Genomic DNA, 14,549 nt, shown 5'->3' on the forward strand with positions numbered 1-14,549 from the left:
CTAATGCCTTTAATCCATAAACTGCCACGCTGGGTACAGGATTATCAGCGCAACAATCTCGCTGGTGATGTCATAGCCAGCATTATTGTGGCGCTACTCCTCATTCCGCAAGGGCTGGCCTACGCGCAATTAGCGGGACTGCCCCCTATGGCAGGTTTATATGCCAGCATCGGACCACTATTGGTCTATGGATTTGTTGGCACCAGCATGCCCCAGTCGGTTGGCCCAATGGCTATTACTTCGGCCATGACTGCTGCAGCACTGACACCTCTTGCGACAGCCGGCAGCCCACACTATTTAATACTAGCGGCCACCCTAACACTGCTCTCCGGGCTGATTCTCACGGGACTAGGCTTACTCAAGCTGGGCCAAATTACTCGCATACTGTCATTACCGGTCGTTCAAGGCTTTAGCGCTGGCACCGCGCTGTTAATTGCACTGGGGCAAACTGGCAGCTTGCTTGGGACAAAGTGGCAGGGTGACACTCTACCCAAGTTACTCCAGCATTTACCAAGCGCATTAGCTCAACTTAAGCCAGGCACGATGATCTTAGGGGTGATCGGATTACTACTGCTCTGGCTAGCAGGCTCTGAGCGGCTTAGTCAGCATTTTGCGCGCTTGCGACTACCAATCAAGCCAGAATTGTTTAGTAAAATTTTGCCACTAATCATGCTCTGCCTGCTGGCGTCAATGATTAACTGGCTCAACCTCACTCAATACAGCAAAACGTTAGGGCCATTACCCTCGGCAGCATTCGATCTGCAATCGATCAACCTAAATAGTGAAGCTTTAAGTAATTTATTGGCACCCGCCCTACTCATTGGACTTGCGGGTTTTTTGCAGAGCATCACCGTGGCTCAGCAAATTGCCAGTCACAAGCAGCAATATATCGATCCAAATCGGGAATTGCTTGCATTGGGTCACTGCAATCTAGCTGCGGCATTATTTGGCGGCATGCCCGTCAGCGGCGGGTTTTCCCGCACCGTAGTAAATAGTAATGCCGGGGCCCACACACCGCTTGCCGGTATTCTTTCTGCGCTCTGGCTTGTGCTGGCACTCTGGATGCTACTGCCTTACCTTGCCTATTTACCGCAACCGCTACTGGCCGCCACAATTATTTTGGCCACGACCAAAATGATTTCATGGCAGCAATTTCGCAAAGCATGGCACTTCGATCGGCGCGATGGCACAGCCTGGATCATGACATTTGCTGGAGTTCTACTCACAGGCCCAATGTTAGGCATTGCAATCGGTATTGGTATTGCTTTGCTAATGTACTTATTGCGCAGTCAGCAACCCCATATTGCGGTCGTGGGCCGCGTACCGAACAGCGAACACTATCGCAATGTATTGCGCTTTCAAGTTGAAACGCAGCCCGACATTTTGGCAATTCGAATCGATGAGAATCTTTATTTTGCTAACATCAACCAGATTCTAGAAAAAATAAATCAGCAATTAGCCAATCATCCTGAGACGAAGCATTTGGTGTTGATTTTATCCGCAGTCAATAGCATTGATTACAGTGCGCTCAATGCCTTACAAAGTTGGCATAACACACTCAAAACGATGCACATCGAATTGCATCTGGCCGAAGTAAAAGGGCCAGTATTAGATACGCTGCTGCACGGTGACCTACTTAGCGAGTTAAGTCACCCACCATTTATCTCGACCCATGCCGCGATGCAAACACTTGCTCTAAGTTGCGATAGCGATTACACCATCTAGGTATATGCCTACAAAAAAGACAGTACACGCCCTAGAAGCATATACATCATTTTTTGAATACGATCAGGTGATCCATCTCCAGCTCAATCCCGATGTCTTCACCAATGGCATGATTATGGTGACTTGGCACTAAAGACAATAGCGTCTGCCCTGATGGCAAGCCCAAGGTGTACAGGAACTGAGCCCCCCGAAATGCTTTCGCCAACACGCGTGCCTTCAATGAGCTAGCATCATTATGCTGAATATCATCAGGGCGAATCAGCACTTCCATCTCACACCCAACACAACACTCAACCGGAGCGGTGCGGCAAATTTGCCCCAATTCAAATTCAATGCATTGTGGCGCAGTCAAGCGTGCAGGCAGCAACACGCCCTCACCAATAAAATTGGCGACAAAGCGATCGGCAGGCTCATGATACAAATCATAGGGTGTTCCCCACTGACAGATACGGCCCTCACTCATCACGCCAATTTGATCAGCCACCGCAAAAGCTTCCCGCTGATCATGCGTTACCAAAATAGCCGTCGTGCCGGTTTGTTTTAAAATGGCGCGGACTTCTTGCCCAAGCCGCTCACGCAACTCGACATCCAAATTTGAAAACGGCTCATCGAGTAGCAGCAACCGCGGCTGCGGCGCCAAAGCACGCGCCAATGCTACCCTCTGCTGCTGGCCGCCCGATAACTCATGCACATAGCGTTGACCCAATTCGCCCAAGCCTACCATGTCGAGCATTTGCTGCACTCGGATCTGGCGCTCAGACTTCGCTAAATGCCGTAAACCAAATGCGACATTGCCAGCCACGGTCAGATGTGGAAAAAGCGCGTAATCCTGAAACACCATCCCAACACCACGCAATTGCGCAGGAATCTGTTTGTCAGGCGCAGAAACTTGCTCCCCATTGAGCGCAATACTGCCCGAGCGTAGACTTTCGAACCCAGCAATAGCCCGCAGTACCGTGGTTTTACCGCAACCAGAAGCACCCAGCAGACAGGCAATCTCACCGGGCTGCAACTGAAATGAAAGGCCTGCAACCACATTGCGAGCTTCAAAACCAATACTGATATTCTCAACCGTTAACAGTGACATTGTTTTTCCACAAATTCATTCCGTGCTCTTAGTCTTCCGACTTGAGCACCAAGAGCACAACCGGAATTAAACCAGTCAACACAATCATCAAACTCGGCAATGCGGCATTGGCCCACATCCCTTCCGAGGTCATCTCAAAGACCCGCACGGCCAAGGTGTCCCAGCCAAAGGGGCGAGTCATCAAGGTAATCGGCATCTCTTTCATCACATCGACAAAACACATTAATACTGCGGTGAGCACCCCGCCCCGCAACATAGGCAGATGTAAGCGCCACAGCAGCTGGCGCTGACTCAAACCCAATGAGCGTGCCGCGTCTTCCTGATTGCGACTGATACGCTGCATGGCACTATCCATCGGCTGAAAAGCGACCGCCATAAACCGTGCAGCAAGGGCCAATAACATCACAGCTACGGATCCTTTAAGGATTTGATAGCCAGCAAAACCGAGGCTTTGTGCCAGTGGAATCAGCAGATTATCTAGCCACGCAATTGGCAAAAACACGCCAACAGCCAACACAGAACCCGGCACCGCATACCCCAAGGTCGCCAACCGCACTGTCCAACGCGTCATGCGCCCTGCAAAACGGCGCTGAATAAACACCAAGCACAGTGACAAGACGGCAACGATAAGCGCAGCCAACAGCGAAATTGCCATTGAGCGCAGAGTAAAGCCGAAATAACGCGCATCGAGATCTTCGCGCCAAATGCTACTTACCCAAAATAAGAGCTGTAGCAATGGCACGACAAAAGCCATACACAGCACCAGCGTACACACCACGACTGCCATAGCACGGTGCCAGCCATGCAACTGAATCCGTTCAGCAGCGACAATTCGGCCATGATATTGGCGTGAGCCGCGCGCCCAATGCTCCAATCCAACCAAGACCAGCACAAACAACACCAACAAGGATGCAAGCTGTGAGGCAGCGGGCAAATTGAACAAGGCAAACCAAGATTTGTAGATTGCGGTCGTAAAGGTATCAAAATTGAATATCGAAACGGCACCAAAATCGGCCAAGGTTTCCATGAGCGCTAAGGTTAAACCACCAATCAACCAAGGCCGCGCCATGGGCAGCGCCACTTGCCAGAAACCCTGCTGGCGTGACATGCCCAGCATTTGCGCAGCTTCCAGCGCACGCTTTCCCTGCGTCAAAAATGCATTCCGCGCCAGCAAATAGACATAGGGATAAAATGCTAGCGACAACACCAAAACTACACCGCCAGTTGATCGCACCCGCGGAAACCAGCTTGAATCACCAGTTAATTCGCGCAATGTCGTTTGCACTGGGCCAGTAAAATCGAATAAGCCAACCTGAACAAAAGCCAGCACATAGGCCGGCATCGCTAGAGGTAGCATCAGCGCCCAGCTAAAAAAGCGCCGCCCGGGAAACTCGCATACGGCGGTAAACCATGCGAGTGGAACGCCCAGCAATAGCACTCCGCAGCCGACGCCCAGTAATAAAATCAAGGTATTTTTAAGTACATCAGGCAGCACATAATCGATCAGATGCGTCCAAATTTCTGGCTGCGGATCCAGAAACGCCCCCAGAACCACTAAAAGTGGCACCAAGGTCAGCAGTGCAATCGGCATGGCTAGCAATACACCACGCAGCGATGATAAGCGCATAAAGTGAAATCTCGTCAAAGACAAAGGGCAGCACCGGCTAAAACCGGTCTGCCCCAGATAATTAATTGCCAGTTTAGCAACAATGCTAAACCACTGTTAGCCCATTACTTGTAACCTGCACGATCCATCAGTTTAACAGCTGCGCCTTGCAATTCGCCGGCTTTGCTCATATTGATCAGATTTTGCTTGAACGGGCCCCAGCTACTCACCAACACATCCGCCTTTACTTTAGGGTTGGCTGGAAACTCCATATCTTTATCAGCATACAGATTTTGGGCTTTTTCCGAAGAGAGCCATTCCATCAATTTAATAGCGCCAGCTTCATTTTTGGCATAGCGCGTTACACCAGCACCCGAAATATTGACATGAGTACCATTGGTTTTCTGATTAGCCCAGAATAGTTTTACTGGATATGCATCGCGCTTATCTGCAGGCAATTTGTCCAGAATACGGCCAAAGTAATAGGTATTCACAATACCAACTGCACATTGACCTGCGGCAACCGACTCAATCAGCTTGGTATCATCGGCAAAAACATCCGTTGCCAAGTTTGCCACCCAGCCACGAACGATTTGCTCGGTTTTTGCTTCACCCTGCTGCGCAATCATCATGCCGACCAATGATTGGTTGTAAACTTTTTTGCTGGTGCGCAGACACAATTTGCCTTTAAATTTTGGGTCAGCAAGGTCTTCGTAGCTTGATAGCTGATCTGCCTTGATCAGACTCGGGTTGTAAACCATCGTACGCGCACGCACAGACAAGCCAAACCATTGATTGCGTGCATCACGCAAGTGAGGTGGGATATTTTCTGTTAAGGTTTTTGAGTTTACCGTTTTAAGCAAACCCATATTGGCGGCCTGCCACAAATTGCCCGCATCAACCGTGATCAGCATATCGGCGGGAGTATTACTGCCCTCTGCCTGTAACCGCGCCATCAATGGGCCTTCTTTATCGGTTAACACTTTCACTTCAACGCCGGTTTCTTTGGTGTAGGCATCAAACAAGGGCTTGATCAATTGATCATTGCGCGAAGAGTACACCGTCACCGTCTCGGCACTCGCCAGCGCAGACAGCAGAGACAAACCCACAGCAGATAGGACAATCTTATTCATCACTTGCACCTTAAACAGTAATTATTCGCATTATACAGATAATCTAGAATCATTCTCAACTACAATGACGGCATTAATACCTCACGAGCCCCGAAGCGACGAAATGGGTTTTGCCCGCCAGCAGACAGCGCTACAATCAGCGACCATTCTCAAAGGTTGATGACATGTTGTGGTTTCGTAATTTGCAAATCTATCGCTTAGCGGCCGACCATGCCTTGAGCGCACCAAGCATTCAAAGCGAATTGGCCAAACGTCCATTTGTACCCTGCGGCAGCATGGACATGGAATCGAGCGGCTGGGTCGCACCCGCCCGCCATGAGCCAGAGCTAATGGCACTAGAACGACAAAATGTTGTCTTAGTCGCCCTAAAAAGTGAAGAGAAAGTACTGCCAGCCGCGGTCATCAAAGATGAGCTTGATTATCGCGTACAACAAATCGAAGCCACCGAACACCGTAAGGTTGGCCGCAAGGAACAACGCGAATTAAAAGATCGCATCGTGGAAGAATTGACCCCACGGGCCTTTACTCGCTCACGCGTACAGCGCGCGCTGATCGACCTAGACCTGCAACTGGTGATCGTTGACGCGGCCAGTGCGGCTAAAGCAGAGTATTTATTATCTACTTTACGCGAAACACTCGGCAGCCTGCCAACCCGCCTGATTGACACCGAAATTAGCCCATGCGCAGCCATGACAGAGTGGCTCAACAGCGAAACTCCGGATGCATTTTCAATCGGGCAGGATGCTGAATTGAAAACCCCCGGTGATGAAGGCTCAATTGCACGATTTAAACGGCAAGTCATGGATTGCGACGAAGTACGCCAACATCTAGGAGCCGGCAAAGTGGCCACCCGCCTGAGCCTAGCCTATGGCGAACGTCTGACATTCACCCTCACGGAAGCGCTTGAAATCAAGTCGCTTGCGATGCTTGATGTCCTAAAAGACGAGCTCAAGGATATGGATGCGGAAACTCAGGATGCCTTATTTGAATCCCAGTTTGCCCTGCTAGTTGGCGAACTACGCGGGTTTATTCCGGCACTACTGAATGCACTCGGCGGCGAGATCCAGCGTTAAGAACTGTATATGGCTACAAATCAATATGATATTGCTCTGTAGCCATATACCCTCACTTAGCAGCCATCTGCACGGTGGGATGCAACATTAAATCCCGCGCAGCCTGCACCCGCTTCTGGCACTCGGCATTACTTAAGGGGTTTAAGTCCGTACGTGGGATCAGTAAGGGCTGCAATGCGGTATTCACCCTGCGGCGCACATCCAGCGAAACCTGTTGTGCATTCATCTCCGCCTGCAAGGTTTTAACTTGGCTATCGCACATGGCATTAGCTGGCTGCTGCCAGACCAGCAGAATGCTTCCCAGCATGACTACAAGACTTGATTTCATGGCTAATTTCCTACTCAGCTATAACCATGTCAAGCTAGGATAAATGACCTGTTTATCCAGCAATAAATTTCATTAAATGAAATAAATCAATTAACTTACGTAAGCAAACATAAAACCAATTTATGCCATCGAAATGGCCACCCACTTCAGCAGATATAAATGCTACCAAGACCTACGTGGCAAAAGCTCAAGTTTTACTTCAGGCAATACACAGCAGACCAATCAATCAAAAAGCCGTCAGAATCGACGGCTTTTGCAGTTTTTCCGTTAGTCGGCTTACTGTTTTAAACGGCAACTTTGCACATTCACCCCTTCAAAACTGCAGAGCTAGACGCATTCCTTGCTCGATGGCGCGCTTGGCATCCAGCTCAGCGGCTAACTGAGCGCCACCAATTAAATGCGAGCGTTGTTGCATTTGCAGCAATTGCTCATGCAGTTCATTGACTGACTCTTGCCCTGCGCACACCACAACCTGATCACACGCAACGCATTTCGCGACGCCTTCATGCATTACATGCAGGCCTGCATCGTCTATACGCAGATATTCAACCCCACCCCATAAATGCACCTGATGTCGCTGCAAATTAAGCCGATGAATCCATCCTGTGGTTTTCCCAGGCCCCGCGCCGGGCTTGCCTTTCTTGCGCTGCAGCAGCCATATTTCACGCTGCGGAGTGATCGCTCGCGGCGGCAACAAGCCACCAGGATGAGTTAACTCAGGATCGATTGACCAATTAGCCAAATACTCACCCAATGTATCATGCTGATTAAGCAATAAATCAGCGACATCCACTCCAATACCCCCTGCACCTATAATTGCCACCTTATGTCCTGCCGGCACTTGACCTGCAATTAATGCGGCATAACTCACAACTTTAGGGTGATCAGCGCCTTCCAGCTTTAAAGGGCGTGGGCGTACGCCAGTCGCCACGACACATTCATCGAATTGCCCAGCCAAATCAGCCGGCATCACACGGGTATTAAGACGAACATCGACCCCAGTAGTCGCCAGCATTACCGAAAAATAGCGCAAGGTTTCACGAAACTCGGCCTTAGCCGGAATCTGCTGCGCCAGCGCAAACTGCCCGCCCAACTGTGGGCCAGCTTCAAACAAGGTCACATCATGCCCCGCTTGTGCTGCAGTTAGCGCACAGGACAGCCCAGCTGGCCCGGCACCAATTACTGCGATTTTCTTGCGCAAGCTCGCTGGCTTGATTTCAAGCTCAGTCTCTTTGCAAGCTCGTGGATTTACCAAACAAGAAGCTGTTTTGCCTTCAAATACGTGATCTAAGCAGGCCTGATTACAGGCAATGCAGGTGTTGATTTGCGCGGATAGCCCAGCTTGCGCTTTACGCATGAATTCTGGATCAGCCAATAGCGGGCGAGCCATCGAAACTAGATCTGCATCGCCGTCGGCTAAAATTCGTTCTGCAACTTCAGGCGTATTGATCCGGTTCACGGCAATTAACGGAATTCGTACATGTGGCCGTAATGCACGTGTGACCCAACTAAAGGCGCCACGCGGCACCATGGTGGCAATCGTTGGCACCCGCGCTTCATGCCAACCAATCCCCGTGTTCAGCATGGTAACCCCTGCCTTTTCTAGGGCCTGTGCCAGCATAATTGCTTCTGCCAACACCCCACCATCCGCCACAAGATCCAGCAAAGAAACACGGAAAATAATAATAAAATCATTACCAACGGCGGCACGTACTGCGCGCGCAATTTCAATCGCCAAGCGCTGGCGATTCTCAACACTGCCACCCCAGCCATCCTCGCGCTGATTGGTGCGTTTAACTAGAAATTGGTTGATTAAATACCCTTCACTGCCCATGATCTCGACGCCATCATAGCCAGCCGCTTTGGCCAAAGAGGCTGCACGGGCAAAATCAGCAATGGTCTGCTCGATCTCCGACTCAGTAAGGGCATGCGGCGTGAAGGGTGAAATGGGGGCGGCAATCGCGGATGGAGCGACTGATTCTGCGTGATAAGCGTAGCGCCCGGTATGCAAAATTTGCATAGCGATTTTGCCACCATGCTTATGCACAGCGGAGGTTACCAACTGATGCCCCGCGATTTGTGCTTCGGATTCAAGTAAGGCAGAGCCTTCGAAGCCGCAACCCGCACGATTCGGTGCCACCCCACCGGTGATAATCAAGCCAACGCCGCCAGCGGCACGCTCAGCATAAAATTGCGCCAATCGTGCCATGCCATTGGGCAACTCTTCCAGCCCAGTATGCATCGACCCCATGATGCTGCGATTTTTCAACGTGGTAAAACCCAAATCTAGCGGGGAAAACAAGTGCGGATACTGCATGCTGGCCACTCCAAACGATCGTTTGAATTACGATAGCCAAAAAATGCAGCGCCTACTAGCTAGGGTTATGCATTAGCTCAATTGTGTTGCCAAATTAATCGCGGACAATTACTCGAGATACTTCTTGCCGCCATACCCCGATAGGCCCATCAGCAGACGCACCAGTGCAAAACACGACCACACCAGCGCCCGCAAGCCCCAGTTGGCTTGCTGGACATGTTCAGGCAGCACAGCGCGCGCATCGGCGCGCAAATGATGGTGCAAATCGGCGCGCAATTGTGTGGCAAACCGTTCATCGCGGATAAACACATTCGCTTCACGGGCCAGCAACAAGCTGAATGGATCAATATTGCTCGAACCCACGGTCGCCCATTGGCCATCGAACACCGCCACTTTGGCATGCATGAACCCTGCACGATATTGATAAATTTCCACCCCAGCCTTTAACAGCGGACGATAAAACGCCCAGCTCGCATACTGCAGCAAGGCGTGATCACGTTCGTCCTGTAACAACAACACGACCGCAACGCCACGTCGCGCGGCCTTTAGCAATGCGTTGCGCAATTGGTAGCCTGGTAAAAAATAGGCATTTGCGATCACGATTTCAGATTTGGCCTGCTCTATCAATTGTAGATACGCCTGCTCAATCGCACCCCTATTACGGGTATTATCTCGAATAATAAGCTGTGCCTCAGCTCCATCGATATACTGCGTAGATGTATTGAGTACATAACGTCGCGCCCAGGCCTTTTTCAATTGCGCCCATGCGCTATGCCGCCATTCGTGTGACAACACCTCCCGAATATCAGCCACAATGGGGCCCTGCACCTGCACGGCATAATCGTAGCGTGGGGCGAGCTCAGGCCCGTCAAAATCACTCAAAATATTAATGCCACCAACAAAAGCCACCTCGCCATCAAAGCAAGATAGTTTGCGATGCATGCGCCGCAGGCGCGAACGATTGAGCGAAAACCGCTGAATTTCAGGCCTAAAAAACAGCAGTCTCACCCCGGTCTGACGCATTTGGTAGCGTAGTAAGCGGGGAAAATCTCGCGCACCAAATCCATCAACTAGCACCGATACTCGCACACCACGCCGAGCGGCGGCCATCAAGGCCTCAGCAACGACCAACCCAATTTCATCAGGTTCAAACAGATAAGTTTCCAGCTGAATCTCAACCTTCGCCAGCGCAATTTGCGCTAACAACGCGGGAAAAAACTCAGCGCCATTACGCAGCAAAGTAACCTGATGATGGGGTTTGGGCTGTAGCTTGATCATCATTTAACCTTGCAACACCGCATGTAATGGGGCGTGATCGGATAAATTCCGCCACGGGCTACCGGATAGCACTTGTGCGCTGCGAATGGCCAACCCGCGCACATAGATGCGATCCAAAGTTAGCAAAGGAAACCGCACAGGAAAACTACGCGCTGGGGCGCCGTATAAGTTTTCAAATACTTCATGCATACCAAGTTGTTGCTGCAAAATGGCACTGAGCTCGCCACGCCAGTCATTAAAATCACCGGCCAAAATGAGTGGCGCTTGTGCATCAATGTGCTGCTGGATGTAGTGGATGAGTAATTGCACCTGTTTGCGGCGATCACCAGCCCTTAGATTCAGATGCACACACAGGGCGTGCAAGGGCTGCTCGCAATGCGGCATTTGCAGCTGGCAATGCAGCACGCCACGTTGCTCAAGGCGATGCAGTGTTAAATCAAAATTATGCCAGTTGCTAATCGGAAACCGCGACAGTAAGGCATTGCCATGATGCCCCAGATGGTAATGGGCATTTTTACCATAAGCACAATGCAGCAAATCACCCGCTAAATATTCATGCTGCGCATCCTGCCAGGTTGCAAAACGCCGTGCATGTTGCAGATGAGCTCCCTGCACTTCCTGCAAGAAAACCAGATCTGGTGCCAGCTGGTTGAGCGCTTGGCGCACATCATGTAACACCAGATGGCGATTCAGTGGCGAAAGCCCCTTATGGATATTGTAGGAGGCCACCACCAACCGACGTTCTGCAATATCCTGTCCGCTCATTTTTGGAGACTCAGTGAGCGACACGTTCGGGCAACTGGCGCAGCGCTTCAGCATTTGACGGCGAAAACACCATTTCAGCGGCCTGCTGCCAATTCACCCACTTAAAACGCCGATGTTCTTTGGCCGCCAATTCAACCTCGCAGGCCAATGGCAGGCAAACACTAAAAACATGCTCGGTATTGGTCGTTACCCCAGGCGCATAGCGATGCCGCCAAATTTCAAAGATTTCAAAATCGTGGCATTCATGCCAGTCCTTGATTTGGGCCAACTCGACACGCAAGCCGGTTTCTTCGGCCAATTCGCGTTGCGCAGTTTCGATCAATGGCTCCTCCCCTTCACGACTTCCAGTGACTGATTGCCATGCATCCGTGAAATCATTGCGCTCTAGCAGTAGTACATCTAGCTCCGGCGTATGAATAATCAGCAGGATTGAAACGGGCTGTTTATGGGGCATTTGGATTTTTTCTACGATTCAGGAGCAGCCATTATACAATTGCTGACCAATCCCTCTAGCTTTGCTTGCATATGTTGACCACCGCGCCGCACAAACCTGATTGCAGCCCTTATCGAGCGCAATTTCCTATTTTTGAGCACCACCCTGATTTGGTGTACTTGGATAATGCCGCCACCACCCAAAAACCCAGCGCGGTCCTTGATGCTGAACGACATTATTACGAGCATTGCAACGCCAATGTTCATCGGGGAGCGCATCGTTTGGCTGTTGCGGCTACAGATGCCTTCGAAGGTGCTCGCGCAACCGTAGCTCAATTTATCCATGCCAGCAGCAGCGATGAAATCATCTTTACCCGTGGCACGACTGAGGCGATTAATTTAATCGCTAACACCTATGGCCAATTGCTAGAGCACGGCGATGAAATCATTATTTCCACCTTGGAACACCATGCCAATATCGTGCCTTGGCAAATGCTGGCGCAGCGTAAAGGTGTTGTTATTCAGCAATTGAGTCTCAACGCAGCAGGCGAAATAGACTTAAATCATCTGGAAAGTTTGCTCAGCTCCCCACGCGCCAAACTAGTCGGCATCAGCCATGCGTCAAATGCGATTGGCAGCATTCAAGACATCCAAAAAATATGTGACTTGTCACACAAAAAAGGCTGCAAAGTACTTGTCGATGGCGCACAGGCCGTGGCCCATCTTGCCATTGACGTACAAGCTTTAGATTGTGATTTTTATGTATTTTCTGGCCATAAGGTTTATGGCCCGACAGGCATCGGGGTTGCCTATATCAAGACAGAAATCATGCATCGACTGCCACCATGGCAAGGTGGCGGTGAAATGATCGACGTGGTGTCATTCAGCGGTACCAGCTATGCTCCTGCACCGCAACGCTTGGAAGCAGGCACACCCGCCATCGCACAAGCAGTCGGCCTTGCTGCAGCCTTGAGCTGGCTACAACAAATTGATCGCGCCAGCTTAATCGCCCACGAAAAAGCATTACATACACAATTGGAAACTGGTTTAAGCAACATCGATGGCGTCATCATTCATGGCCGGGCAGCACACAAAGTAAGCCTAACCGCCATGACCTTCGCGCATGCACACCCCTACGATGTTGCGCAATTCTTAGATACGAAGGGTATAGCGGTGCGGGTTGGACATCACTGCGCACAGCCATTGATACATAGCCTGGGTATTACTGGCAGCCTGCGCGCATCTTTAGCAATTTATAACAGCCACAGCGATGTCGAGGCATTCTTGAATGCACTACAAGAAACACTGGAGCTATTACGATGACCGTGAACAATTTATCAAGCAGCACAGATGATCCGCGCTTTCATCATCCCTTTGGCAGCGAGATCAGCCTGCTGCAACTGGCACAATCCCTAGATGCCGCAGCCAGCTGGGAAGCCAAAAACCGCCTTCTGGTGCAATTATCAAAGCAGTTACCCGATTGGCCTGTTGCACAAAAAACCGCCGACGCCAAAGTGAGTGGCTGCGAAAGTCAGGTCTGGCTACGCTGCAACCCAAGCCCCGCCGGATGGCAGATCGCAGCAGATAGTGACTCAAGGATTGTTAAAGGGCTATTGGCGCTGGTGCTGACCGCTTTTAATCAACGCAGCAGCACAGAAATAATCGCTTTCGATTTCGAAGCCTGGCTCAATGAACGTGGCATGCAACGTTTTTTATCAGCCAGCCGCGGCAACGGACTACGCGCCATTACTGAGCAAATTAAATCAGAGGTCAGCCGATAGAATTCGGCCGACTAAGGCTGCAAATTACTGCACAGCTGCTAAAGTGAACTAATACTTACAGGCCATTCCATTATGCTGCGCCAAATTCCAGCCACTGAAACCGAGCAGTTGACCAAGAATTTGGTCATTCCACCACGACCTTTCATCCTGGAAGCCATTAAGCGCGCGCAAGCGGCCAGCGAGCCTGATTTTGATGAAATTGCCGAGCTGATCAATAGCGACCTAACCCTCTCGCTGGCAATGATCAAAGCGGTAAATTCGCCATTTTACCAACTAACGCAAAAAATTCATTCGGTCGATCAAGCTCTGCAATTACTGGGTTTGCGAAATATCTGCAATATGGTAGAAGGCATCATTCTGCGGCAGACTTTATGTCAGGATCAAAGTCAGCGCATGGAAGTTTTCTGGGAGTCGGCCATACGCATCGCCATGATTTCCAGCCATATTGCCCAACATGTCCATGGCATTACGCCGGAAGAAGCCTACACTTTTGGCTTGTTTCGCAGCAGTGGCAAAGCAGTGATGGCGGCCCGCTTTGACTCGTATCTTAAAACCTTGGAAAAGGGCGAGCGCTACAGTCGAGAAGAATTCATTGCACTTGAGGACCGTCGGTATCAAACCAACCACAACGTGGTGGGTTACCTACTTAGCCGCACCTGGTATCTGCCAGAAGACATGCAACTAGCAATTCTAAATCATCACGATTTCACCGTATTTGATCATCGTGACGAGCCAGAATGGCACCATGTATGCACCTTGATTGCCATCGCGGGGCTCGCCGAACATATGCTAAAAATGCACGTGCAACAATTTGAGCATATTGAATGGCGAGCCATTGAGCCCATCTTGCTGGAACATCTCGCGCTTAAGCTCGAAGAATACGAAGATATGATCGATGAAATAGCCACCAAGCTATAGTGAGTGGGTATATTCAGCAGAATCAGCAGTCTCAATACCTACAGCTCGATACCTACCAGACCAGAATTCGAACTCAGGCGTGGTTTTTTTCGCTAAAATAGTCGGC

At 50.5% G+C, this 14,549-nt stretch carries 13 protein-coding genes; 5 read left to right on the forward strand and 8 right to left on the reverse strand.

What is annotated here, in order from left to right:
* Positions 1-3 precede the first annotated feature (3 nt).
* Positions 4-1,725: a SulP family inorganic anion transporter gene (locus HZU75_RS17175; protein ID WP_180307180.1), complete on the forward strand. Its 1,722-nt coding sequence runs from the start codon at positions 4-6 to the stop codon at positions 1,723-1,725.
* Between the two features lie 46 nt (positions 1,726-1,771).
* Here the strand turns inward: HZU75_RS17175 and HZU75_RS17180 are convergent, their stop codons facing one another.
* The 3 genes from HZU75_RS17180 to HZU75_RS17190 all read right to left on the reverse strand — a co-directional run bounded on the left by HZU75_RS17180 (position 1,772) and on the right by HZU75_RS17190 (position 5,551).
* Complete coding sequence (locus tag HZU75_RS17180; protein WP_180307181.1) at positions 1,772-2,812, reverse strand: ABC transporter ATP-binding protein; 1,041 nt, start codon at positions 2,810-2,812, stop codon at positions 1,772-1,774.
* 28 nt (positions 2,813-2,840) lie between these two features.
* Entirely contained in the window at positions 2,841-4,439 is a 1,599-nt protein-coding gene (locus HZU75_RS17185; RefSeq protein WP_180307182.1) for an ABC transporter permease, read from the reverse strand.
* A 104-nt stretch (positions 4,440-4,543) separates the two neighbouring features.
* Positions 4,544-5,551: an extracellular solute-binding protein gene (locus tag HZU75_RS17190; RefSeq protein WP_180307183.1), complete on the reverse strand. Its 1,008-nt coding sequence runs from the start codon at positions 5,549-5,551 to the stop codon at positions 4,544-4,546.
* 164 nt (positions 5,552-5,715) lie between these two features.
* Between HZU75_RS17190 and HZU75_RS17195 the strand changes: the two genes are divergently transcribed.
* The gene (locus HZU75_RS17195) at positions 5,716-6,624 is read left to right on the forward strand and encodes a recombination-associated protein RdgC (RefSeq protein WP_180307184.1); all 909 of its coding nucleotides are present in this window, start codon (positions 5,716-5,718) and stop codon (positions 6,622-6,624) included.
* 52 nt (positions 6,625-6,676) lie between these two features.
* On the opposite strand, the gene HZU75_RS17200 is transcribed toward HZU75_RS17195, so the two are convergent.
* The 5 genes from HZU75_RS17200 to nudB all read right to left on the reverse strand — a co-directional run bounded on the left by HZU75_RS17200 (position 6,677) and on the right by nudB (position 11,766).
* The gene (locus tag HZU75_RS17200; RefSeq protein WP_180307185.1) at positions 6,677-6,952 is read right to left on the reverse strand and encodes a hypothetical protein; all 276 of its coding nucleotides are present in this window, start codon (positions 6,950-6,952) and stop codon (positions 6,677-6,679) included.
* A 313-nt stretch (positions 6,953-7,265) separates the two neighbouring features.
* On the reverse strand, positions 7,266-9,269 hold the full coding sequence (locus HZU75_RS17205; RefSeq protein WP_180307186.1) for an NADPH-dependent 2,4-dienoyl-CoA reductase: 2,004 nt from the start codon (positions 9,267-9,269) through the stop codon (positions 7,266-7,268).
* A 108-nt stretch (positions 9,270-9,377) separates the two neighbouring features.
* Positions 9,378-10,550: a cardiolipin synthase ClsB gene (gene clsB, locus HZU75_RS17210; RefSeq protein WP_228028128.1), complete on the reverse strand. Its 1,173-nt coding sequence runs from the start codon at positions 10,548-10,550 to the stop codon at positions 9,378-9,380.
* Positions 10,551-11,312: an endonuclease/exonuclease/phosphatase family protein gene (locus tag HZU75_RS17215; RefSeq protein ID WP_180307187.1), complete on the reverse strand. Its 762-nt coding sequence runs from the start codon at positions 11,310-11,312 to the stop codon at positions 10,551-10,553. It lies immediately after the preceding gene.
* Between the two features lie 10 nt (positions 11,313-11,322).
* On the reverse strand, positions 11,323-11,766 hold the full coding sequence (gene nudB, locus HZU75_RS17220) for a dihydroneopterin triphosphate diphosphatase (protein ID WP_180307188.1): 444 nt from the start codon (positions 11,764-11,766) through the stop codon (positions 11,323-11,325).
* Positions 11,767-11,837: 71 nt separating this feature from the next.
* On the opposite strand from nudB, the gene HZU75_RS17225 reads away from it, so the two are divergent.
* The 3 genes from HZU75_RS17225 to HZU75_RS17235 all read left to right on the forward strand — a co-directional run bounded on the left by HZU75_RS17225 (position 11,838) and on the right by HZU75_RS17235 (position 14,443).
* The gene (locus HZU75_RS17225) at positions 11,838-13,067 is read left to right on the forward strand and encodes an aminotransferase class V-fold PLP-dependent enzyme (protein ID WP_180307189.1); all 1,230 of its coding nucleotides are present in this window, start codon (positions 11,838-11,840) and stop codon (positions 13,065-13,067) included.
* On the forward strand, positions 13,064-13,525 hold the full coding sequence (locus tag HZU75_RS17230) for a SufE family protein (protein ID WP_180307190.1): 462 nt from the start codon (positions 13,064-13,066) through the stop codon (positions 13,523-13,525). The genes HZU75_RS17225 and HZU75_RS17230 overlap by 4 nt, the downstream gene beginning before the upstream one ends.
* 72 nt (positions 13,526-13,597) lie before the next feature.
* On the forward strand, positions 13,598-14,443 hold the full coding sequence (locus HZU75_RS17235; protein ID WP_180307191.1) for an HDOD domain-containing protein: 846 nt from the start codon (positions 13,598-13,600) through the stop codon (positions 14,441-14,443).
* The last annotated feature ends 106 nt before the right edge of the window (positions 14,444-14,549 follow it).

The organism is Chitinibacter fontanus, from assembly GCF_013423785.1.
GTDB lineage: Bacteria > Pseudomonadota > Gammaproteobacteria > Burkholderiales > Chitinibacteraceae > Chitinibacter > Chitinibacter fontanus.